Origin of the sequence: Gymnodinialimonas phycosphaerae (assembly GCF_019195455.1) — a bacterium.
Taxonomy (GTDB): Bacteria; Pseudomonadota; Alphaproteobacteria; order Rhodobacterales; family Rhodobacteraceae; genus Gymnodinialimonas; species Gymnodinialimonas phycosphaerae.
The window spans coordinates 3681192-3701706 of the sequence record NZ_JAIMBW010000001.1; the positions used below are offsets into that span (position 1 = coordinate 3681192).

20 protein-coding genes, 1 tRNA gene and 2 pseudogenes are annotated in these 20515 nt (G+C 62.5%); 9 read left to right on the forward strand and 14 right to left on the reverse strand.

All coding sequences use genetic code 11. The annotated features are described in order from the left end of the window. Positions 1 to 185 precede the first annotated feature (185 nt). Positions 186 to 1685, reverse strand: a complete 1500-nt coding sequence (locus tag KUL25_RS18425; RefSeq protein ID WP_257894233.1) for a bifunctional diguanylate cyclase/phosphodiesterase — start codon at positions 1683 to 1685, stop codon at positions 186 to 188. A gap of 204 nt (positions 1686 to 1889) precedes the next feature. Between KUL25_RS18425 and KUL25_RS18430 the strand changes: the two genes are divergently transcribed. Beyond that, positions 1890 to 2417, forward strand: coding sequence for a DUF3833 domain-containing protein (locus KUL25_RS18430; protein ID WP_257894234.1), 528 nt, complete (start codon positions 1890 to 1892; stop codon positions 2415 to 2417). A 14-nt stretch (positions 2418 to 2431) separates the two neighbouring features. Here KUL25_RS18430 and yidD read toward each other — a convergent pair whose 3' ends face one another. The 4 genes from yidD to KUL25_RS18450 form a co-directional block, all read right to left on the reverse strand. Then, positions 2432 to 2653, reverse strand: coding sequence for a membrane protein insertion efficiency factor YidD (yidD, locus tag KUL25_RS18435; protein WP_257894898.1), 222 nt, complete (start codon positions 2651 to 2653; stop codon positions 2432 to 2434). An 8-nt stretch (positions 2654 to 2661) separates the two neighbouring features. After that, a complete protein-coding gene (gene rnpA, locus KUL25_RS18440; RefSeq protein WP_257894235.1) occupies positions 2662 to 3060 on the reverse strand; it encodes a ribonuclease P protein component in 399 nt (132 codons plus the stop codon). 11 nt (positions 3061 to 3071) lie between these two features. Further along, a complete protein-coding gene (gene rpmH / locus KUL25_RS18445) occupies positions 3072 to 3209 on the reverse strand; it encodes a 50S ribosomal protein L34 (RefSeq protein ID WP_011453767.1) in 138 nt (45 codons plus the stop codon). Between the two features lie 121 nt (positions 3210 to 3330). After that, positions 3331 to 3834 (reverse strand): 2-thiouracil desulfurase family protein, encoded by a 504-nt coding sequence (locus KUL25_RS18450; RefSeq protein ID WP_257894236.1) that lies wholly within the window; start codon positions 3832 to 3834, stop codon positions 3331 to 3333. A gap of 173 nt (positions 3835 to 4007) precedes the next feature. On the opposite strand from KUL25_RS18450, the gene KUL25_RS18455 reads away from it, so the two are divergent. From KUL25_RS18455 to KUL25_RS18475, 5 genes are all read left to right on the forward strand, one after another. Then, complete coding sequence (locus tag KUL25_RS18455) at positions 4008 to 4742, forward strand: TVP38/TMEM64 family protein (protein ID WP_257894237.1); 735 nt, start codon at positions 4008 to 4010, stop codon at positions 4740 to 4742. Between the two features lie 2 nt (positions 4743 to 4744). After that, on the forward strand, positions 4745 to 6163 hold the full coding sequence (locus KUL25_RS18460) for a dihydrolipoyl dehydrogenase family protein (RefSeq protein ID WP_257894238.1): 1419 nt from the start codon (positions 4745 to 4747) through the stop codon (positions 6161 to 6163). A 72-nt stretch (positions 6164 to 6235) separates the two neighbouring features. Beyond that, positions 6236 to 7591 (forward strand): sensor histidine kinase, encoded by a 1356-nt coding sequence (locus tag KUL25_RS18465; protein ID WP_257894239.1) that lies wholly within the window; start codon positions 6236 to 6238, stop codon positions 7589 to 7591. Positions 7592 to 7637: 46 nt separating this feature from the next. Then, positions 7638 to 7714 (forward strand) — tRNA-Arg (locus KUL25_RS18470). A 268-nt stretch (positions 7715 to 7982) separates the two neighbouring features. Next, complete coding sequence (locus KUL25_RS18475; protein ID WP_257893077.1) at positions 7983 to 8186, forward strand: hypothetical protein; 204 nt, start codon at positions 7983 to 7985, stop codon at positions 8184 to 8186. 327 nt (positions 8187 to 8513) lie between these two features. Here the strand turns inward: KUL25_RS18475 and KUL25_RS18480 are convergent, their stop codons facing one another. Continuing rightward, on the reverse strand, positions 8514 to 9794 hold the full coding sequence (locus KUL25_RS18480; RefSeq protein WP_257893078.1) for a polysaccharide biosynthesis/export family protein: 1281 nt from the start codon (positions 9792 to 9794) through the stop codon (positions 8514 to 8516). 427 nt (positions 9795 to 10221) lie between these two features. On the opposite strand from KUL25_RS18480, the pseudogene KUL25_RS18485 reads away from it, so the two are divergent. The 3 genes and pseudogenes from KUL25_RS18485 (at position 10222) to pcaF (ending at position 14309) form a co-directional block, all read left to right on the forward strand. After that, positions 10222 to 11668 (forward strand): annotated as a pseudogene (locus KUL25_RS18485) (mannose-1-phosphate guanylyltransferase/mannose-6-phosphate isomerase). Beyond that, a pseudogene (locus KUL25_RS21875) lies at positions 11665 to 12999 on the forward strand (phosphohexomutase domain-containing protein). The pseudogenes KUL25_RS18485 and KUL25_RS21875 overlap by 4 nt, the downstream one beginning before the upstream one ends. Before the next feature lie 104 nt (positions 13000 to 13103). Beyond that, positions 13104 to 14309, forward strand: coding sequence for a 3-oxoadipyl-CoA thiolase (gene pcaF, locus KUL25_RS18495; RefSeq protein WP_257894240.1), 1206 nt, complete (start codon positions 13104 to 13106; stop codon positions 14307 to 14309). Between the two features lie 63 nt (positions 14310 to 14372). On the opposite strand, the gene KUL25_RS18500 is transcribed toward pcaF, so the two are convergent. From KUL25_RS18500 to paaI, 8 genes are all read right to left on the reverse strand, one after another. Continuing rightward, complete coding sequence (locus KUL25_RS18500; RefSeq protein WP_257894241.1) at positions 14373 to 15437, reverse strand: ferredoxin--NADP reductase; 1065 nt, start codon at positions 15435 to 15437, stop codon at positions 14373 to 14375. Continuing rightward, positions 15438 to 15899, reverse strand: a complete 462-nt coding sequence (paaD, locus tag KUL25_RS18505) for a 1,2-phenylacetyl-CoA epoxidase subunit PaaD (RefSeq protein WP_257894242.1) — start codon at positions 15897 to 15899, stop codon at positions 15438 to 15440. Next, positions 15893 to 16645: a 1,2-phenylacetyl-CoA epoxidase subunit PaaC gene (gene paaC, locus KUL25_RS18510; RefSeq protein ID WP_427854457.1), complete on the reverse strand. Its 753-nt coding sequence runs from the start codon at positions 16643 to 16645 to the stop codon at positions 15893 to 15895. Before paaC ends, paaD begins: the two co-directional genes overlap by 7 nt. Before the next feature lie 112 nt (positions 16646 to 16757). Next, the gene (paaB, locus tag KUL25_RS18515; protein ID WP_068358244.1) at positions 16758 to 17063 is read right to left on the reverse strand and encodes a 1,2-phenylacetyl-CoA epoxidase subunit PaaB; all 306 of its coding nucleotides are present in this window, start codon (positions 17061 to 17063) and stop codon (positions 16758 to 16760) included. A 3-nt stretch (positions 17064 to 17066) separates the two neighbouring features. Beyond that, entirely contained in the window at positions 17067 to 17531 is a 465-nt protein-coding gene (locus KUL25_RS18520) for a DUF3291 domain-containing protein (protein WP_345791025.1), read from the reverse strand. Beyond that, entirely contained in the window at positions 17528 to 18544 is a 1017-nt protein-coding gene (gene paaA, locus KUL25_RS18525; RefSeq protein WP_257894245.1) for a 1,2-phenylacetyl-CoA epoxidase subunit PaaA, read from the reverse strand. Before paaA ends, KUL25_RS18520 begins: the two co-directional genes overlap by 4 nt. 189 nt (positions 18545 to 18733) lie before the next feature. Beyond that, positions 18734 to 20038 carry a phenylacetate--CoA ligase PaaK gene (paaK, locus tag KUL25_RS18530; protein ID WP_257894246.1) on the reverse strand — a complete coding sequence of 435 codons (1305 nt, stop codon included), beginning with the start codon at positions 20036 to 20038 and terminating at the stop codon, positions 18734 to 18736. Positions 20039 to 20041: 3 nt separating this feature from the next. After that, entirely contained in the window at positions 20042 to 20467 is a 426-nt protein-coding gene (paaI, locus tag KUL25_RS18535) for a hydroxyphenylacetyl-CoA thioesterase PaaI (protein ID WP_257894247.1), read from the reverse strand. Between the last annotated feature and the right edge of the window lie 48 nt (positions 20468 to 20515).

Below are 20515 nucleotides of genomic sequence, written 5' to 3' on the forward strand. Positions count from 1 at the left end.
GATGGGCGCGCTGTGACACGGTGCAACGACGCGCAGGCAGCGGGTCGTCAACGGACCCCGAGGGTGGAGCCTTGTTGCTGACCGTTTCCGGCGGGACGGATTGCGCCGGAAGTGAACCACGTTCCAAGGCGAGAGCTGAATTGCCGTGGTTGGCCCATGGGCTTAACGGTCAGGACGGTCTGGGCCTATGCGCGGCGATCATCAAGGTGGATTGTCTTGCCAGAGCCGCCATGGGTACGGATCCAATCAACGACATTCTCCAGGCCCATGGGGCGGGCCACGCCGAACCCCTGTAGATAATCGCACCCCAGGCTGATCATGGCCTCTTTTTCATTCGGGGTCTCAACCCCGTTTGCCAGGGTTTCGATGCCCATGGCGTTGGCCATCGCAATGATCGCCGAAACAGATTGTCGTTTGTTTTCCGCGACGTCGATGTCCAGAATGAAGCTGCGGTCAATCTTCACACGGGTGATGCCAAACCTTTGCAACGTGGGAAGGGAGGACACGCCAAGCCCGAAACCCTCAAGGTCCAGTCGATGGCCCGCATCCCGGATCGCCTGAAGCGTGGCCACGATCGCGTCATCCTCAACCCTCGTGGCGACTTCTTCGAGGATCTCGATGACGACGCGGTCCGCGGCCAAGCCGTAACGATCAACTTCCTGCGAAAGGATCGTCGCAAGTTTCAAGTCGCGCAGCTCGCCCGCTGAAAAGTTTATCGAGACCATCGGGACATGGACTTGCATCGTGTCCCACTCCTGCAGCGCCTTGAGGGCTTGATGGAGGATCGTTTGTCCCAGAAGGGGCATATGACCGGAGGCTTCGACAGCCGGAAAGAATTCTTTCGGCCCCAGCAGGCCATGTTTCGGGTGCTGCCATCGGGCCAAGGTTTCCACGCCCGATACTGTCCCGGTGCGGGCATAAACTTGGGGTTGGAACCAGGCGGTGATGGCGCCGTCGTGGATCGCGGCCTCCACCTCTTCGCTCAGGCTGCATTGCAGGGCACGGGCGCGGCCCATGCCGGGGGCGTAGGCGCGCACCGCGTTGGGGCCGTTCAACACGGCCTCCGCAAGGGCGGCTTCTGCGGCCTTGAAGGTTGTATCCGCCGGGTCAACGCCGTGCCGGATCATGGCCGAATGACCGATGGAGGCAGTTAGCCTCAACGCCGTTCCACGCATAGGCAGGGGATCGGCGACCGCCTCGGCAAGTCGGGCGGCGATCGTATCGCGCAGCCCGAGGCGGGCAGAGGACAGCGGCGCCAGGACGATGCCAAAGCGGGAATCGCCCAGGCGTGTCAGTAAATCTCCATTGCGAAGGGCGGATTGCAGCCGTTCTTCGACGCGCGACGCAAGCTCTTCACAGGTGTCGTGTCCCCAACGGTCGTGCTGGGTGGCCCAATCATCGATCTGTAACAGGATGAAGGCCGTATCGCGGCCTGCCTGACCGGCGACCCGATCAAGCATGGCGATGAGCGCGCCGCGTCCGTTGGCCGTTGTATGGTTGGATGTCGCGCCAAGCTCTTCCGTGCGGGAGCCGAGACTCCCAATGGCCAGCAGCACAGACAGACCCACAGCAGTGATCAGCGACAGATCATCAAACCCGAACCAAGTTGCGCTGAGGGCGATCAACGGGAAAAGTGCCAGAACTTCGATCCGGCCAAGCGCCAAGCGGAGTCGTTGTATGATCATGGATAGTACGCCATGAGGCGTCCTTTGTGCACCAGTTGCCTTGGTATCTGCCATGTCGCCCTTCAACTCCGTTCCTCACTACGTCGTAGGGCAGGGATAGCTGATGGACTCCAAACAGGAGGTTAACCCTGCCACCCCTGAGTGATTTGTCCGTACCAACGCCTGAAGGCTTGCCTGGCGCCTGCGCCGCGTTACCTTTGCGCCATGATGAGACGTTTCCTGATCTTCTGCGCGTTGGTTGGACTTGCGGCCTGCGGCCGCCCGTCACTGAACGATCCAACTTTGTCGGGGCGGGAGCTGCACCTAGAGGAGTTCTTCCAAGGAGAGCTCACGGCCTATGGGCAATTCCAGGATGTACTCGGCGAGGTCAGGCGGCGTTTCGAAGTCGATATTCGCGGCACGTGGAACGGACAAACCCTTAGCTTAGTTGAAGATTTTCGTTACGATGACGGCAGTACGGAACAACGCATCTGGACCTTGCAACAGACCGGAAGTGGCGGGTGGCAAGGTACGGCGCCGGGTGTGATCGGCGTGGCCAATGGTCAAGAGCGCGGCGATACGTTCAACTGGCAGTACACGATCGATCTGCCCCTACCGGACCGATCTCCACTGCGCGTGACGTTTGACGACTGGATGTGGATGCTGAGCGATGATCGCGTCCTGAACCGGGCCTATATGAGCCGCTTTGGCGTGCCCATTGGCGAGGTGATCATCACCTTTGAGCGACACTGACGCGGTAAGCGCCGCTATTCCGGGACGTTATCGATGCCCGAGCCGCCCCAAGGGTGGCATCGCGCGATGCGCCGGGTCGCAAGCCAAGTGCCTTTGATCGCGCCGTGTTTGCGCAAGGCCTCCATCGCGTAGGTCGAGCAGGTCGGCGTGAAACGGCAATTCGAGGCGATCATCGGCGAAATTACCAGACGATAGAATCGGATCGGCAGAGAGATCACGAAGGCCGCGGGATTCATCGACGTCTTCATCCATGCGCCTTTCCAAGCGCGCGATACAGATCCGCTTGCATCGCCCTGAAATCATGCGTCGCCGTGGCGTCCTTGCGGCCGATCAGAACGTAATCCCAGCCGTCTTTTCCCTCAACCGGCAACACGGCGCGGGCGATTTCGCGCAAGCGGCGCTTGGCGCGATTGCGGGCGACCGCATTGCCGACCTTTTTCGAGCAGGTGAAGCCCACGCGAATCGCGTCCGTGGCATCATCATCGTTGCGCTTGCGGGCTTGCAGAAGAAACGCGGGCGTTGGAACGCGTGCAGCACGGGCAGCCAGCAGGAAGTCAGCGCGTTTCGTAAGTGTCACCAGGGGACGCTTAGCACAAAAAGCCCCCGGCGAGGCATTGCTCGGCGGAGGCGATTGCGGTGCCATTTGCACAACGATCAGGCGCTGAGCGATTTCCGACCGCGCGCACGGCGGGCGTTCAGGATCTTGCGGCCCGCTTTGGTGGCCATACGCGCACGGAAGCCGTGGCGGTGCTTGCGCACGAGGTTCGAGGGTTGGAATGTCCGCTTCGACATGGGTCTCGCTCCGTCAATCTTGGCCGGAGGGCGCCGTATGCGCACCTCTAACGGCAGGAATCCGTCTTGAAGCCTGCGGGATAGGCAAGTGCAGGGCCGCTGTCAACAACGAGCCACGCCCTTAGGCAGAGGTATTTTCTGCCTCTTCCAAAGCAAAGGCCAGATCGCGCAGTTGCGACGGCGCGTATACCGCAACGCCAGCGGCGCGCAACCGTGCAGCAACCACACCTTGGCCTTCGTGGCGTTGGCCATCAAAATCACCCGAATAGACGAACGTGGACCCGCACGACGGGCTGCCATCGGCCAACAGGGCAAAGCGACAGTCATGGCTCTGCGCCAGTTCCAGCGCCAGATTCGCGCCAGTCGTGAATTCATGCGTCATGTCGAGGCCGTTTTTGTCGAAGATCCCCGCGCGCCCTTTCAGCACGGCCTCTGCCGTCGCGCCGGGCGCGATCTCGGCCGGGGGGCGGGGGGAGGGAAGACCCGCGGCCATTTCGGGGCACAGTGTCAGCAACCGCCCTTCGGCGCGCCAGGTCGCCAGCAGTTGATCTTCCAGTGTCTTGGCCCGCCCGTCATAGCGGACGCGAGCCCCCATCAAACATGCGCTGACAAAGATCTTTTCCATGTGAAAGCGGCCTACTTGTAACACTTGGGTCGGCGATTGTTACGGAACACCGCGCGGAGGGTCACGAAAACCCTTACCTGCGTCACGCTGTATCAAGCAACCGTGAGGAGGGATATCCCCGGTCGCCAAGATGCCGCAATTAGGGTTCAACTCAAGCACAAGGGATCCAAACCATGTCGGACAGCGTGAACCAGCCGTCGAATGCACAATTCACCCGCTATCTTCCGCTGCTTGCCGTGATTATCGGCGCAGGCGTGGGCTGGTGGCTGTTTCGCGACTACCTCAGCTTTCAGGCGTTGGCCGACAACCGAGACGCGCTGATCGCCTTCCGCGATGCGAATTACCTGCTGACCACCGCAGTCTTCATCTTGGCTTATGCGTTGATCGTGGCGTTCTCGTTGCCCGGTGCGACGATTGCCACGCTGACGGGTGGGTTCCTTTTCGCAACCTTCCCCGGGGCCTTCTACAACGTGCTTGGCGCGACCGCAGGGGCCACCGCGATTTTCCTTGCCGCGCAGACGAGCGTCGGCGCCAAGCTTGGCGCGAAACTGGAGGGGGCGGAAGGCGTCACCAAGAAGTTCAAGGACGCGATTGATGAGAATCAGTGGTCTGCCCTGTTTCTTCTACGCCTTGTTCCTGCCGTGCCGTTCTTCATCGCGAACCTGCTACCCGCGTTCTTCGAGGTGCCGCTTCGCCGCTACGTGATCTCTACCTTCCTTGGCATTCTTCCCGGCGCGGTTGTCTACACTTCCGTCGGCGCGGGATTGGGCGAGGTCTTCGAGCGTGGAGAAACACCCAACCTCGGGATCATTTTCGAGCCTCAGGTGTTGTTCCCTATATTGGGTCTTTGTGCATTGGCGTCCCTGCCGGTCATCTTGAAGGCCGTGCGCGGCAAGAAGGGACTATAATCATGGCGATCATTGAAACCGACATCTGCGTGATCGGCGCAGGCTCTGGCGGGCTGTCCGTTGCGGCGGGTGCTGTGCAGATGGGGGCGAAGGTTGTCTTGCTCGAAGGCCATCTGATGGGCGGCGATTGTCTGAACTATGGCTGCGTGCCGTCCAAGGCGCTGCTGGCGGCAGGCCACAAGGCACATCAGACAGCAGAGGCGGCCTTCGGCGTGGCGGGCCACGACCCCGCGCCGGATTACGCGGCCGCCAAGGACCACGTCCGCGCGGTGATCGAAGAGATCGAGCCGGTCGATTCGCAGGAACGGTTCGAAGGCCAGGGCGTGCAGGTGATCCGTGAATTCGGCAAATTCATCTCACACACCGAGGTGCAGGCCGGTGATGACGTCATCAAGGCGCGTCGGTTTGTGATCGCCACAGGGTCTCGCCCGTTCGTGCCGCCGATCTCTGGCCTTGATACCGTGGATTACCACACCAACGAGACGATCTTTGACCTCCGCGAAAAGCCCGATCACCTGATCATTATCGGTGGCGGCCCCATTGGCATGGAAATGGCGCAGGCCCATCGGCGTCTTGGCAGCCGTGTCACGGTGTTGGAAGGCGCGAAGGCCATGGGCAAGGATGACCCGGAGGCTGCGGCGATTGTGCTGGAGACCCTGCGCCGAGAGGGGGTCGAGATTGTGGAAGGTGCCACCGCCGCGCAAGTCAGCGGCTTGGACGGGGTGATCAAGGTCGAGACGGAGGACGGCGCCTCGTTTGAGGGCTCTCACCTTCTGATCGCCGTGGGGCGGCAGGTAAACGTCGACACGCTGGACCTGCACAAGGCAGGCGTCGCGTTCGACCGGGGCGGTGTGACGGTAGGCGACGATCTTCGGTCCACCAATGCCCGTGTCTATGCCGTGGGCGACGTCGCTGGCGGTGCGCAGTTCACCCACGTGGCGGGCTACCACGCGGGCGTTATCATCCGCCCGATGCTGTTTGGCCTGCCCGCCAAGGCGCGCACGGATCACATTCCCTGGGCCACCTACACGTCACCAGAACTGGCGCAGGTCGGCCTGACCGAGGCCGAGGCAAAGGATCAGCACGGCGACAAGGTCTTCATCGCCAAGGCAGAATTTGCGCACAATGATCGCGGCATAGCGACGGAACAGACCACGGGCTTCGTGAAAGTCATGGTTGTGGAGGGCAAACCCGTGGGTGCGACGATCGTGGGGGCCCAGGCGGGGGAACTCATCGGGGTCTGGTCGCTTGCGATTGCAAACAAGCTGAAGATGAGCGCGGTCGCCAATATGATCACGCCCTATCCGACACTGGGGGAAGTCAACAAGCGCGCCGCCAGCGCCTACTTCACACCGAAGCTTTTCGACAGCCCGATGGTCAAGAAGGTCGTCGGGTTTGTGCAAAGGTTCGGTCGGCCCTAAAAGAGGTATTGCCCGGACATCGGGCACAAGAGGGAGCCCCCGGTGGCAAACACACTTTCCGGTCGATTCTTGATGCTCACCGTCATCTTCGTGATGCTGGCAGAGGTATTCATTTTCGTCCCCTCCATCGCGCGGTTCCGTGAGGAATACCTTCTGGCCCGACTGGAACGGGCACAGATCGCGTCGCTGGCCCTGTTGGCGACCGATGGGATGATCGACGATGACCTGGAATATGAACTGCTTGAGAATGCAGAGGTTCTGAACGTCGTGTTGCGCCGCGATGCGGTGCGGCAGTTGATTCTGTCCACCGATGGGATGGAGCCGATTACGGCGACGTTCGATCTGCGTGATGCCTCGGCCTGGGAGTTGATTCGCGACGCCTCCATCCGACTGTTTGAGACCGACGAGCAGAACATCCGTGTGATCGGTGAACCGGTGCGCCAGGCGGGCCTGCTGATCGAAGTCACCATGGAAACCGCGCCTTTGCGTATGGCGATGATCGACTACGGCCTGAGGGTTCTGCTGCTGTCGGCGATGATCTCCATCTTTACGGCGCTGTTGTTGTTCGTGGCCGTGCGGATCTTGATGGTGAACCCGATTAAACGTGTCGTTGGCGCGATGATGAGCTACGCGGAAGCGCCCGATGATGCGAACCGCATCATCACCCCGCGCGGCTCGGTCAGGGAATTACGCGACGCGGAAGAGGCCTTGCAGAGCATGCAAACCCAACTGACCTCGCTGCTGCGGCAGCGTGAACGGCTGGCGCAATTGGGCGAGGCTGTCGCCAAGATCAGCCATGATCTGCGCAATATGCTCTCGGTCGCGACACTGGTCGCGGACCGGCTAGAATTGAGCAGTGATCCCACGGTGAAGCGCATCGCGCCCAAGCTGATCAATTCGCTGTCGCGTGCCATCAATCTGACCGAGGCGACGTTGGCCTTTGGCCGCGCTGAAGAACCCGCGCCCAAGCTTGACCGCGTGACGTTGGAGCCGTTGGTCGACGACGTTCTCGACAACGATAACCTTGCCCAAGGTGATGGAGAGGTCAGCTATGACGCAGATATCGAGCCAGGCATGGTCGTGCGTGCCGACCCCGAGCAGTTGCACCGGGTGCTGTCCAATCTGGTGCGCAACGCGCGTCAGGCGATCACGGCGACGGGCAAGCCCGGCGAAGTGACGGTGCGGGGGTTCGAGCATGAAGGTGGCTGGTGTATCGAGGTCATCGACACAGGTCCCGGCCTGCCAAAAGGCTCTGAACAAGGGTTGTTCAAGCCGTTCTCGTCCACCGACAAGGTCGGGGGATCGGGCCTGGGCCTGGCGATCTGCGCCGAGATCCTGCGCGGACATGGTGGCCAGTTGAAGCTGCTGGGCACGGGACCGGAGGGAACGACCTTCGCCCTATTCCTTCCCGGCGGCATGGCGGCTTGATTGCCCCTTGCACTGACGAAGTAGCGGGGTTAAACGCACCCCACGCGGATTGGTAGCTCAGCTGGATAGAGTACTTGACTACGAATCAAGGGGTCGGGGGTTCGAATCCTCCCCAGTCCGCCATTTTCCAAATTTGAGGGTTTCGTCAGTCCTGATGTCTTTGCTGTCGGGGCGTATTGCTCGATGCGGTTGCTTCTGATGGGCATTTTTTGGTTTTCGCTGAGGCGGCGGTCTTGCCTGCCTTGCAAGCCTCCCGACCGAAGGCCCATCTGTGTCGAGCGCTGCCCTGTTCCCAAACGTAGCCCCAAACACAGCCCGCAAAGACAGATTGTCAGGGCAGGGGTCCTGCGCTACGAATGCACTAGAAATTAAACCCATTTGGAGCTTCGCCATGAAAAAAGTCCTTCTGACGACCGCATTTATCGCCGCTCTTGGCACCTCTGCCACGGCCCAGGGCATCACGCCCGTGACCACAGCGCCCGCCACCGACGTCACCGTCGGCACCATGGTGGCGCAAACCGGCCTTCTGATCGGGCTCGGCACGGTTGCCGTGATCATCGCGGCCGCAGCGTCCAGCAGCGACGGCACCAACTAAGCCGCCTGCCGCCAGACGGCGGACCGGTGACTGACAAAAAAGCCCCGCCGGGTGTGATCCGGCCGGGGCTTTTTCGTGTCTGGTGTGCGGGGCGCTGGGGGCGGCTTTTGGGTTGCGCGCACCGGGTCCCAAAACCGGTTCCCACTTTTGGGGGGGCAGCCTTTTTATTGCGCGCACCTGATCCCAAAACCGGCTCCCACTTTTGGGGGTGCAGCCTTTTGATTACGCGCACCTGATCCCAAAACCGGTTCCCACTTTTGGGGGTGCAGCCTTTTGATTACGCGCACCTGATCCCAAAACCGGTTCCCACTTTTGGGGGTGCGCTTGTCAGTTCACCGCCGCCGCGCCAAGGTTGATCACCGTCGGCGTGATCTGGTTGATCACCCGGCTCCACCGCGTCACCGGCTGTTCGGCCACGAACACCACATCGCCGGGGCGCAGTTCCAGCCGCGTCGCCAGCACCAGGTTGGCCGCGTTCGAGCCGTCCAGCCGGTAGGCCGTCACCGTGCTGGCGTAGGAGGAATTCTCCTGCGCGCGCATCAGGTAGATCTGCGACGGGTTGCCGGTGCTGGCGCTCCAGCCGCCCGCGTCGAACAGGGCGTCGGCCAGGACCGCGCGGTTCTCGAACGGCAACTCGAACCGGCCGGGCGTGGTCACTTCGCCTGCGATATAGACGAACTCTCCGCCCTCGGCCCCGAACTCGACGCGGTCGCGGAAGTTCTGGCGGCTTTCTTCCAGGGCGCCCCGGCGGATCGAGACCTCGGTCTGCAACTCGGCGATGGCATTGGCGCGCGCACTCTGCGTGTACTCGGCCCGCGCGATGACCTCTTCGAAATAGGCCTGGGCCTGGTCGAAATCATAGGCGGTGTCGACGAACAGGCTGTCGCCGTCGACCAGGCGGATGCGCTGCAGGCCCTGGTCGGAATAGAGGTCCGAAGTTGGGATTTGGTAAAGATTGCCGTCGCGGTAGATGCGGATCACGGCGAAGTCGTCCGAGGTGATGTCGAGCCCGCCCGCCGAGGCCAGAACCTCGGCCAGGTAGACCGGCGTCATGCCCACGGGCACCACGCCCGGGTTGCGCACCGCGCCGCCCACCGAGATCCGCTGGGAGTTGAACTCGGCCACTTCCAGGCTGAACGAGGGGTCGATGCGGGCGGCGATCAGGCGTTCAAAAATGGCGTCTTCGGCCTCGGCGAGGGTCATGTCGCCCACGGTGATGCGGCCCACGTCGGGGATCGCAATGTCGCCGTCGTCCTGCACGGTATAGCCTTGGCGCTGGTTCTGGGCGGCGACCAGCCCGGCGAGTTCCTCAACGGTCGATTCGCCGCGCGGCGTGGCCAGCAGCAGCACATCGCCGACGCCGATCCGGTAGGAGCCGGGGTTGACCGCGGGCGGCACCCGCAATTCCACCGCGCCGGGGCGGGCTTGGGCGTCGAACACCGGATCCGGCAGCCGCGCCGCCCCGCGCGGGCCAGTGGTCCCGCCCGCAATCCGCGAAAACGCCGCCGGCAGATCCTGCGGCTGATAGGCCGAGCGGTTCGCATGGGTCACAACCGCAGGCGACAGATCCACCACCTGAACCCCGTCGTCCCCCCCAAAACCAGACACGTCCGGCGACACATACGCCGACCCGCACGCCCCCAAGACAATTACACACATGCATGCAAGCAGAGTTTGCAGCGTGACCATCAAACACCCTCCATCTAGTGTGCAGGCGATTCCCGACACACCATCACTTCCCCTTTCCATACAGCCTTCACGGCAGAAGCCCCACACAAGTTCACACCTTTTGACAACGATCCGATGCTCCTGCGACAAGATCATGGGCCGGTTGCGGGAAGGGGGCCGCTGCGAGATTCTGACGTCGCCCGGCCCGTCCTTTGGCACAACTTGGGGATGCCGGGTCTTCACGCGGGGGGGCGAAACAAGCCGATGGACGTTTGGGGGGCGCGTTGGGTAGGCTTGGCCCGGAATGGGCGAAATGTGTCCAATCCTCCAAGCCCTTCACGCTGCGCCTGCCCCGGAAAGAGACGACATGAGACGGATCATTCACCCCGTCCTTCTCTCTGGAGGGTCAGGCACCCGCCTTTGGCCTCTGTCGCGGAAGTCCTATCCCAAGCAATTCGCGGAACTGACAGGGGAGGAGAGCCTTTATCAGGCGTCTGCGCGGCGCTTGTCCGGCGCCGGATTTGCCGCGCCTTGCATCGTGACGGGGGCAGACTTCCGGTTCATTGCTCAACAGTAGTTAGACGCAATCAAGGTCGTGCCGGGCGACATCCTGACTGAGCCTTCCGCCAAGAATACCGCTGCCGCGATTTGTGCACCAGCTGTGGCGCTGGATGCGCAAACGCCGGGGGCGTTGATGCTTGTCGCGCCCTCCGATCACGTGATCCCGGACGCCGGGCGTCTTCGCGCAACGATAGAAACGGCAGTTCCTGCCGCGCTTGACGGGCGGCTTGTGGCCTTCGGCACCCGGCCCGACCGGGCGGAAACCGGCTATGGTTGGTTGGAGTTGAGCCACCCGACGCAAGATTTCGCTCCGGTGCCCCAACCCTTGCGGAGTTTCGTGGAGAAGCCCGACCAAGTTCGTGCCGAGGCGCTTCTGGCGGATGGGCTCCACCTTTGGAACGCGGGTATCTTCCTGTTCTCGACCTCTGTTATCCTGGAAGCCTTTGCATTCCTCGCGCCCGAGGTCCTGGGCCCCGTGCGCGCCGCGTTCGAGGACGCAGAGCAGGATCTGGGCTTCACACGCCTCGCCCCCGCGCCGTGGGACGCGCTTCCCGACATTTCCATCGACCGCGCAGTGATGGAACGTGCCGCCAACCTGACGGTAGTCCCCTATGCCGGGGCCTGGTCGGACCTTGGCAATTGGCCGGCGATCTGGACAGAGGCGGATGCCGATGCCTCAGGCACCGTCACGGCGGGGCCTGCGACGGCGATCGATTGCGAAGGCTCGCTCTTGCAAGCCACAAGCGAGGCGCAGCACATGGTGGGTCTTGGCCTGAAGGACATCATTGCCGTGGCGATGCCGGATGCGGTTCTTGTTGTCCACAAGGACCGCGCGCAAGAGGTAAGCCACGCTGTCAGCGTCCTGAAGAAGAACGCCGTCGATCAAGCCGAGAACCTGCCCCGCGATTGCCGCCCGTGGGGGTGGTACGAAAGCCTCGTCATCGGTGCCCGGTTTCAAGTGAAGCGCATCGTGGTCCATCCCGATGCGTCGCTTAGCCTGCAAAGCCATCACCACCGGGCAGAGCATTGGATTGTCGTGGAAGGCACCGCGAAAGTCACGATTGACTGACACCGTCAGCACAGTTTCCGAGAACCAGTCCGTCTACATTCCGCTTGGCGCGAAGCATCGGCTAGAGAACCCCGGCAAGATGAACCTGACCCTGATCGAGGTGCAGACCGGTGCCTATCTGGGTGAAGACGACATTACCCGCTTCGACGATGTCTATGCCCGCGGCCAAGGGGCCAAGGGCTGAAGCCGCTTACTTGCTTCAAGGCCTATGACATTCGCGGGCGGCTTGGTGTCGATCTGGATGAAGACGTCGCCTATCGCATTGGCCGTGCCTTTGCGCAGGCTCTGGACGCGAAGACGGTCGTGCTTGGCCGCGCATGTGGCGCGGGGTTTGACGGACAAAGGTTGCAGCGTGCTTGACCTTGGGTTGTCGGGCACGGAAGAGATGTACTTCGCCACCTCGCATTTCGGCGCGGATGGGGGGATTTGCGTCACCGCCTCGCACAAGCCGATTGATTACAATGGGATGAAGATGGTGCGTACGGGTTCTGCTCCGGTGGGGCAGGCGACCGGGCTGGCGCAGATCAAGACGCTGGCCGAGGCAAGAGCCTTTGAGGCGGCACCTGAGCGCGGTACCTTGTCCGATATCGCCGAGGAGGCCCGCGCAGCTTACGTGGCGCGGATCTGTGGCTTTGCCGATGTACCCACCCTCAAGCCCCTGAGAATTCTGGTCAACGCAGGTCACGGTGCGGCGGCGCCAACGTTTGACGCCATCGCGGCACGTCTGGCCGCCCTTGGCGTCCCCCGACATTCGAGCGTCTGTTCCACACCCCCGATGGCACCTTTCCGCAAAGCATTCCGAATCCTCTATTGCCCGAAAACCGCCCCGCGACGGCCGATGCGGTCCGGGCCTTTGGCGCGGATTTCGGGGTGGCGTGGGATGGGGATTTCGACCGGTGCTTTTTCTTCGACCACACCGGCGCCTTCATCGACGGCGAATATGTCGTGGGCCTTCTGGCCAAGGCCTTTCTGATTCAGGAACCCGGTGCGACAATCATCCATGACGGCCGGGTGATCTGGAACACGCAAGACATCGTGGCGCGGGCGGGCGGGCGCAGTGTGCAGACCCGCACCGGCCATACCTTCATCAAGCAAGCGCTGCGCGATGAAGACGCCGTCTACGGCGGCGAGATGTCGGCCCATCACTATTTTCGCGACTTCGTGTGCTGCGATAGCGGCATGATTCTCTGGGTGCTGGTGGCGAACCTTGTCAGTCGTGGCGGCGCGCTGGCCGATCTTGTGGCCGATCGGAAGGCGGCCTTCCCGTCCTCTGGCGAAATCAACTTCACCCTTGAGGACCCGCAAGCCGCCGTGGATCGCGTCCGCGCGGCGTTCGAGGGCGAGGCGCGGGCCATTGATCATCTGGACGGAGACAGTTTCGATTTCGGCACCTGGCGATTCAATCTGCGCCGCTCCAACACGGAACCGATGGTGCGCCTGAATGTCGAAGCGCGCGGAGACGCGGAACTGGTGGCCGTCGGCGTGGCGCGCGTGATGGCGGTTTTATTGTCGTGATCGTGGATTTGCGTTACCGGAATTTGATTGTTCGAGATCGTTTAGTAACGCTTTTCCCACTTTCCCTCGCCTGATATCATATCGTAACCAACGGGAGATATGCCATGGCCGAGGCCTTCATTTGCGACTATATCCGCACGCCCATCGGGCGGTTCGGGGGGGCGTTGGCGGGGGTGCGCGCCGATGATCTGGGGGCGGTCCCCCTGGCTGCGCTGATGGCGCGCAATCCAGGCGTCGACTGGGCAGCTGTCGAGGATATCTACTTCGGCTGCGCCAATCAGGCGGGAGAGGATAACCGCAATGTGGCGCGCATGTCGGCGCTGCTGGCGGGGCTGCCCGAGGCCGTGCCGGGCACGACGATCAATCGCCTGTGCGGCTCGGGGATGGACGCAGTGATTGCGGCGGCCCGCGCGATCAAGGCCGGAGAGGCCGAGTTGATGATTGCGGGCGGTGTGGAGTCCATGTCGCGCGCGCCTTTCGTGGTGCCCAAGGCCGATGCGGCCTTTTCTCGCAAGGCCGAGATTTATGACACAACCATCGGCTGGCGCTTCGTGAACCCGGTGATGAAGGCGCAATATGGCATCGATTCCATGCCGGAAACGGCGGAGAATGTCGCCGAGGACTACGGGGTGTCGCGCGTCGATCAGGATGCGTTTGCCGCCCGGTCCCAGGCCAAGGCGGGCGCCGCGATGGCCTCTGGTCGGCTGGCGGAAGAGATCACGCCGGTGACCATGCCTCGCCGCAAGGGCGATCCGGTCGTGGTGGCAGAGGATGAACATCCCCGGCCTGCGACGGATGTCGCGGCACTGGCCAAACTGCGGGCGCCGTTCCGAGAGGGCGGCAGCGTCACGGCGGGCAACGCCTCGGGCGTCAACGATGGCGCGGCGGGGCTGATCATCGCGTCCGAGGCGGCGGCGGTGAAGCATGGGCTGACACCGATCGCGCGCGTGCTTGGCGGGGCCGTGGCTGGCGTGGCGCCACGGGTCATGGGGATCGGGCCGTTACCGGCATCGCAAAAGCTGATGGCGCGGCTGGAGCTGACGATTGCGGATTTCGACGTGATTGAATTGAACGAGGCGTTTGCCGCCCAGGGACTTGCCGTGATGCGGGGACTTGGGATCGCCGACGATGATGCGCGCGTGAACCCCAATGGTGGGGCGATTGCGCTGGGACATCCCTTGGGGATGTCGGGCGCTCGGATCACCGGGACAGCCGCATTGGAGATGCGCCTGCGCGGCGGCAAACGGGCCTTGGCCACCATGTGTATCGGCGTGGGGCAGGGGATTGCGGTGGCGCTGGAAGCTGTCTGAAACGGTGGTGCGGACGTCGCCGTCGTATGTATATTTTTGCAACGGAGAGGGGCAGGGCGCGCATCAGTGGTCGAGGTATTCGACCGTGATCTTGTCCCCGATGGGCAGAGCCTGACAGCTGAGGACCATGCCTTGGGCAACCTCATAATCCTCTAACGCATGGTTGGTGATCATCTGTGCCTCGCCCTCCGTCACCTTGCACATGCAGGTCGAGCAGACACCGGCCTGGCACGCGTAGGGCGCATCAAGGCCCGCACGCAGGGCGGCGGCAAGGAGGGTCTCACCGGGGGCGACGGCGACCTCTTGCGCGGTCCCGTCCACGATGATCGTCGCAGTCGTTTGAGTGGCGGCATCTTCGGGCGCATGGCTTTGCGGGAGACGGCCTTGTTGGGTGGCCGCCGCGAAAAGCTCATATTTGATGGCGTCGCGGGCCATTCCGTGGTGGGCGAGGCGGTCCGCGATGGTTTCCATCGCAGGTTCCGGCCCGCAGATGAAGGCGGCATCGGCTGTGTCGACATCAACCCACTGGGCAAACATGGCGTCCAGCTTCGCCGCGTCGATGCGGCCGGTGAAGAGGTCGATGCCCGTGGGGTCGTTCTTGAGGATATGGACGATCGTGAGGCGCGTGAGGTTCTCGTTCTTGAGGTCCTCCAACTCCTCCCGAAACATGACGTCACGGGCGGTGCGATTGGCGTAGATCAGGGTGAACCGGCTTTTGGGCTCCACGGCGAGGGTGCTGCGCAGGATGGACAAGATCGGTGTGATCCCAGAGCCGATGGCGAAGCCCAGGTAGTGGTTTCGTGCATCCGGATTCAGCGGGGTATGGAAGCTTCCCATTGGGGAAAGCGCTTCGACGGTGTCGCCGATGGCCAGCGTCTCATTGGCCCAGGTGGAAAAGGCGCCCCCCGCGACGCGCTTGATCCCAACCTCCAGCGTGCCGTCGGCAACGCCCGCACTGATTGAATAGGCGCGCCGCAGTTCCACGCCGTCGATCACTTGCCGGAAGGTGAGATACTGCCCTTGCGTGAACGGCAGCGTGGAGCCGTCTTTCGGGACCAACCGGACCGAGACCGCATCGGCGGTGGTGCGGTGGATACCCGTGACAGTGAGGGGGATGAATTTGGCCATTCAGATACACTTGAAATAGTCGAAGGGTTCCAGGCAGTCCTTGCAGCGCCATTGGGCCTTGCAGGGGGTAGAGCCGAACTGGCTGATCCGTTCGAGGTTTGTGGAGTGACAGCGTGGGCATTGGGCCGGGCCGCCCGCCGGATTGGGCGGGGCGATGCCGTATTCCTCCAGCTTGGCGCGGCCCTTTTCCGACAGCCAATCGGTGGTCCAGGGCGGCGCGATCTGCCGCTTCAGCGTAAGGGTGTCGATGCCGTTCCCGTGCAACGCCTGCGTCACCGACATCTCGATTACAGCGGTTGCGGGACAGCCGGAATATGTGGGCGTCAGGGTGACTTCGAGGGTGTCGCCGCGCCATTGCACATCGCGGACGATTCCAAGGTCGACCACAGAGATCACGGGGATTTCCGGGTCGGGAATAGCATCGAGCCAATCCCAGATCTGCTCGGTGGAGGGCCTCACCATGAGGCGCCGGGATAGGCGCGTTGCAGCCACTGCATCTGCGTCAGAAGATGGCCCAGATGCTCGGAATGACGAGCGCCGGTGAGGCCGCCTTGGTGGGCGAAGCGGCTTTCGGGGACGCATAGCGTGGACTCTGACAGCACTGCCCCGGTGGCGGCATCATAGGCCGCGCGCAGGGCGGACGGATCAGGGGCGATGCCGGGAAGTGCTGTGTTCGGCGTGAAGAGTTCCCCGACGTAGGGGTAGAGCAAGTCCAGCGCGCCCTGCATCTTGGCGTGGCTTTCCTCGGTACCGTCGCCCAGGCGGATCACCAGATCGGCAGAGCGCTCGGCTTGGTAGGTGACTTCCTTTTCCGCCTTCGCGGCAATGGCGGCGATCTGGTCATGGGTGCTGGCCTTGAGGGCGCGAAGGGCGCCCAAGTGCCAGTGATCAAATAGGAATTGCCGCATCATGGTTTGGCCGAAGTGGCCATTGGGTTGCTGCACCAGAAGGCAACAGCGAAAATCCCAGGCGTCGCGAAGCATTGCCAGATCGTCGGCGGACCGGCCCGCGCCCTCAACTTCACCGGCAAGGCCAAGCCACATTTGCGTCTGGCCGATAAAGTCCAACGCGGTGTTGGCCAGGGCGATGTCCTCTTCCAGGATCGGGCCCTTGCCGCACCATTCCGACAGGCGATGGCCCAGGATCAGGGTGTTGTCACCCATCCGCAGCAGAAACTCGAAAAGAGCTGTGTCGGTATTTGGCATCATGTCCTCACGTAGCGAAGCGGTAGGACTGAAAGCTGCGTCCTCAAGTAGCGAAGCGGTGGGACTGAAAGCTGCGTCCTCCAGAAGCGAAGCGGTAGGACGGAAAAAAACTCCATCACATCGGGCCCACTTCTTTTGGGATGTTGAAGAAGGTGGGATGACGGTAGGCCTTGTCTTCGGCCGGGTCATACATCGGGCCCTTCTTGGAGGGGCTGGAGGCGGCAATCGCGTTCGCGGGCACGGCCCAGATGGAGATGCCTTCCTTTCGGCGGGTGTAGACGTCGCGGGCGTTCAGGATTGCCATTTCGGCGTCGGGCGCGTGAAGCGATCCGACATGGCGGTGCGAGGCGCCGTGCTGTCCCCGGATGAAGATTTCCCACAGGGGCCATTCGCGCCGATCGGATTTGGAACTGTCAGTCATGGTTTACTCCGCAGCGGTAAGGGGGGCGCATCGCTTGGCATGCCAGCGGGTTGCACCGGGGACGTCGGCCCAACCGAACGCGGTGTCGCTTGGCCCGTGGGCGTCCAGATGCGCCAGGCGCGCCATGGCGTCGGCCGGGGTGACGTAGGTGCCGGGTGGCACCCACCACATGGCGAAATGCATGGATCCGAGCGCTTCGAACCACTCGGCCCGGCGGTGGTAGAATTGCTTGTGGATGGTGCCCCAGACGAAGGTTTCCAGTGCCTGCGCATCGCGCCATGTGGAGGCATTGAAAATCACCAGCGGGTCTGTCGCCACCTGCGTGTCGGTCGCATTGCCGCTGTCGTCTGTGTAGCGCCAAATGAAACCGTCGATGCGTTCCGCGATGGTGTTCACGCGTTCCAGCGCGTCAATGAAGGGCGCGACCAGAGGATCACCCGCGGGCGCTTTGAGGCGCGCGATATTCACCTCGGCCAACTGCCAGTTGGTATGAGGCGCGTGGATAATTCCGCAGCAACCTTGGCGGCGGCTTTCTTGTCGGCGTGGGCGTTCATCGCTTCGCGCACCCAAGCCCCGTCGTCCCAGGCCTTCTGGCGGGTGGCGATGCGATCGGTGGAGCAGGGGCCATTGCCCTTGAGGACATCGAAGAATTCTTCCCAATCAGGCTCGGCGAAATCGTAGCCTTTCTTTTTGTCGTTCCACTTCAGCGTTTCGTCCGGGATCGTCAGGCCGAGGTATTCGGCCTGAGGTACGGTTTGATCCACGAACTTCTGGCGCAACTCGTCGTTGGTGTTCATCTTGATTTTCCACGCCATGGACTGGCTGGAATGAACGCTGTCCTTGTCAGAGGGGCCGAACATCATCAGGGACGGGAACCACAGACGGTTGAGCGCGTCTTGCGCCATGCGTTTTTGCGCGTCCGTGCCGGCGCACATCTTCATCATGACGTCGAAGCCCTGGCGCTGGTGGAAGGATTCCTCTTTGCAAACCCGGATCATGGCCCGTGAATACGGCCCAAAGGATGTGCGCTGAAGCGGCACCTGGTTCATGATGGCGGCGCCATCGACCAGCCAGCCCACGGCACCCATGTCAGCCCAAGTCAAGGTCGGATAGGCGAAGATAGACGAATATTTCATCCGTCCGTCCAGCAGCATTTCCGTCATCTCATCGCGGGAAATCCCCAGCGTTTCCGCTGCGCAATAGAGGTAGAGGCCGTGCCCGGCCTCGTCCTGCACCTTGGCCAGCAAGATCGCCTTGCGCTCCAACGTGGGCGCCCGGGTGATCCAGTTCCCTTCGGGCAGTTGGCCCACGATTTCCGAATGCGCGTGCTGGCCGATCTGGCGGATCAGCGTCTTGCGATAGCCTTCAGGCATCCAGTCCTTGGGTTCAATCTTTTCGCCCGCATCGATGCGGGCCTGGAAGGCGGCAAGCAATTCCGGATCGTCGGAGGTAGCCTCGGATTTCACCATTTGCGCGTACATGTAAGTCCTCCCATTCGACGCTCGCATCTATCAGATTCCAGCAATCTCGTCCACATAATGTTACCGCTGCTAGCTCAATTGAAAATATTGGTAACGTAACGCTCTCTTTCATCTTGCTGGAAAAACTCTCAGGGGGTCCGGGGGATGAAATCCCCCGGTCGGTCGGCCCGTCCTTGCCGGGGCGACGCCCTAGGGGCGCTTGTCAATGACCCGGCGCGCCTTGCCCTGGCTGCGTTCGACCGTGCCCGGCACCGCGACAACGACCTTGGCCGAGACGCCGACCACCTCCTTGATCCGGTGCGCCAGCGTGGCGGCCTGCACAGCCTGCGACTCGCCGTCGCCATGCTCGGGCAGGCTTTCGACATGGACCTTCATGGCGTCCATCTGGCCGTCCTTGACCAGCTCGATCTGGTAGTAGGGGGCGAGGCCGTCGACGGTCAGCACCTGCTCTTCGATCTGGGTCGGGAAAACGTTGACGCCGCGCAGGATGATCATGTCGTCGGAACGGCCGGTGACTTTCTCCATCCGTCGCATCGACCGCGCGGTGCCGGGCAGAAGGCGGGTGAGGTCACGGGTGCGGTAGCGGATGATCGGCATGCCTTCCTTGGTGAGCGTGGTGAAGACCAGTTCGCCTATCTCGCCGTCTTCCACGGGCTCGCCCGTCTGGGGGTCGATGACCTCGGGGTAGAAGTTGTCTTCCCAGATGTGCAACCCGTCCTTGGTCTCCACGCATTCGTTGGCGACGCCGGGGCCCATGACTTCGGACAGGCCGTAGATGTCGACGGCGTGCATGTCGAAGGCTGCTTCGACCTCGGACCGCATCTTGTTGGTCCAGGGCTCTGCCCCAAAGATACCGACTTCAAGGGAGGTACTGCGCGGGTCGATGCCCTGGCGGTGAAATTCCTCCAGCAGGTTCAGCATGTAGGACGGCGTAACCATGATGGTGGTGGGGCGGAAATCCTCGATCAGGGTGACCTGGCGCGCGGTCATCCCGCCCGAGACGGGCACAACGGAGCAGCCCAGTTTCTCGGCCCCGTAGTGTGCGCCGAGGCCGCCAGTGAAAAGGCCGTAGCCATAAGCGATATGGACAAGGTCGCAGGGCCGGGTGCCGGAGGCGCGCATGGAGCGGGCGACCATGTTGGACCACATCTCGATATCATTGGCCGTGTAGCCCACGACCGTGGGCTTGCCGGTTGTCCCCGATGACGCGTGGATGCGGGTGATCTGGTCGCGGGGGACGGCGAACATGCCGAAGGGGTAATTGTCGCGCAGGTCAGATTTCACCGTGAAGGGAAACTTGGCAAGGTCCGTGAGGCTGTGCAGGTCCGAGGGGTGCACGCCATGGTTGTCGAATTGTGCGCGGTAGAACGGCACATTGTCGTAAGCATGGGCGAGCGACCACTTGAGACGCGAGAGTTGCAAGGCGCTGATTTCGTCGCGGGAGGCCACTTCGATCGGGTCCAGCGTGTCGCGGGGCGGGGTGAGGTCGCGCATGATCTATTCCTCGAACAGGGTGCCACCGATGGCGCGGGAGGCACCTCGGAACAGGGCGACCGTGTCGCCGGTTTGATTGGTGACGGTGACGTCGGTGATGCCGGAGCGGCCCTTGAGCGTCGTTTCGACGGCGGTGGCGGTGAGTGTGTCGCCCAAGCGAACCGGGGCGAGGAAACTGATCGTGTTGTGTTGCGCGACCGTGGCTGCGTTGCGCGAATTGCACGCGAAGGCGAAAGCGCTGTCGGCAAGCATGAACGTGACGCCGCCGTGGCCGATGCCGTGACCGTTGCAGTGGTCTTCGCGAATCCTGAGGGAAAGAGTGGCGGTACCCTCATCGATATGGGTGATCTCCATGCCGACCCAGGTCGAGGCACGGTCCCCCTCCCACATGGCCGCGGCGCTTTTCTGGGCGCGGTCCTTCGGTGTCATGGAACTTGTGGTCATTTTTTCAGTCGCGCGATCGCGTCGCTACCTGAG

Excerpts from the sequence above, each read along its gene's own strand:
- KUL25_RS18425 (WP_257894233.1), bottom strand. The coding sequence starts at position 1,685 with ATGATCATACAACGACTCCGCTTGGCGCTTGGCCGGATCGAAGTTCTG.
- KUL25_RS18430 (WP_257894234.1), top strand. The coding sequence starts at position 1,890 with ATGATGAGACGTTTCCTGATCTTCTGCGCGTTGGTTGGACTTGCGGCC.
- yidD (WP_257894898.1), bottom strand. The coding sequence starts at position 2,653 with ATGAATCCCGCGGCCTTCGTGATCTCTCTGCCGATCCGATTCTATCGT.
- rnpA (WP_257894235.1), bottom strand. The coding sequence starts at position 3,060 with ATGGCACCGCAATCGCCTCCGCCGAGCAATGCCTCGCCGGGGGCTTTT.
- rpmH (WP_011453767.1), bottom strand. The coding sequence starts at position 3,209 with ATGTCGAAGCGGACATTCCAACCCTCGAACCTCGTGCGCAAGCACCGC.
- KUL25_RS18450 (WP_257894236.1), bottom strand. The coding sequence starts at position 3,834 with ATGGAAAAGATCTTTGTCAGCGCATGTTTGATGGGGGCTCGCGTCCGC.
- KUL25_RS18455 (WP_257894237.1), top strand. The coding sequence starts at position 4,008 with ATGTCGGACAGCGTGAACCAGCCGTCGAATGCACAATTCACCCGCTAT.
- KUL25_RS18460 (WP_257894238.1), top strand. The coding sequence starts at position 4,745 with ATGGCGATCATTGAAACCGACATCTGCGTGATCGGCGCAGGCTCTGGC.
- KUL25_RS18465 (WP_257894239.1), top strand. The coding sequence starts at position 6,236 with ATGCTCACCGTCATCTTCGTGATGCTGGCAGAGGTATTCATTTTCGTC.
- KUL25_RS18475 (WP_257893077.1), top strand. The coding sequence starts at position 7,983 with ATGAAAAAAGTCCTTCTGACGACCGCATTTATCGCCGCTCTTGGCACC.
- pcaF (WP_257894240.1), top strand. The coding sequence starts at position 13,104 with ATGGCCGAGGCCTTCATTTGCGACTATATCCGCACGCCCATCGGGCGG.
- KUL25_RS18500 (WP_257894241.1), bottom strand. The coding sequence starts at position 15,437 with ATGGCCAAATTCATCCCCCTCACTGTCACGGGTATCCACCGCACCACC.
- paaD (WP_257894242.1), bottom strand. The coding sequence starts at position 15,899 with ATGGTGAGGCCCTCCACCGAGCAGATCTGGGATTGGCTCGATGCTATT.
- paaC (WP_427854457.1), bottom strand. The coding sequence starts at position 16,645 with ATGATGCCAAATACCGACACAGCTCTTTTCGAGTTTCTGCTGCGGATG.
- paaB (WP_068358244.1), bottom strand. The coding sequence starts at position 17,063 with ATGACTGACAGTTCCAAATCCGATCGGCGCGAATGGCCCCTGTGGGAA.
- paaA (WP_257894245.1), bottom strand. The coding sequence starts at position 18,544 with ATGTACGCGCAAATGGTGAAATCCGAGGCTACCTCCGACGATCCGGAA.
- paaK (WP_257894246.1), bottom strand. The coding sequence starts at position 20,038 with ATGCGCGACCTCACCCCGCCCCGCGACACGCTGGACCCGATCGAAGTG.
- paaI (WP_257894247.1), bottom strand. The coding sequence starts at position 20,467 with ATGACACCGAAGGACCGCGCCCAGAAAAGCGCCGCGGCCATGTGGGAG.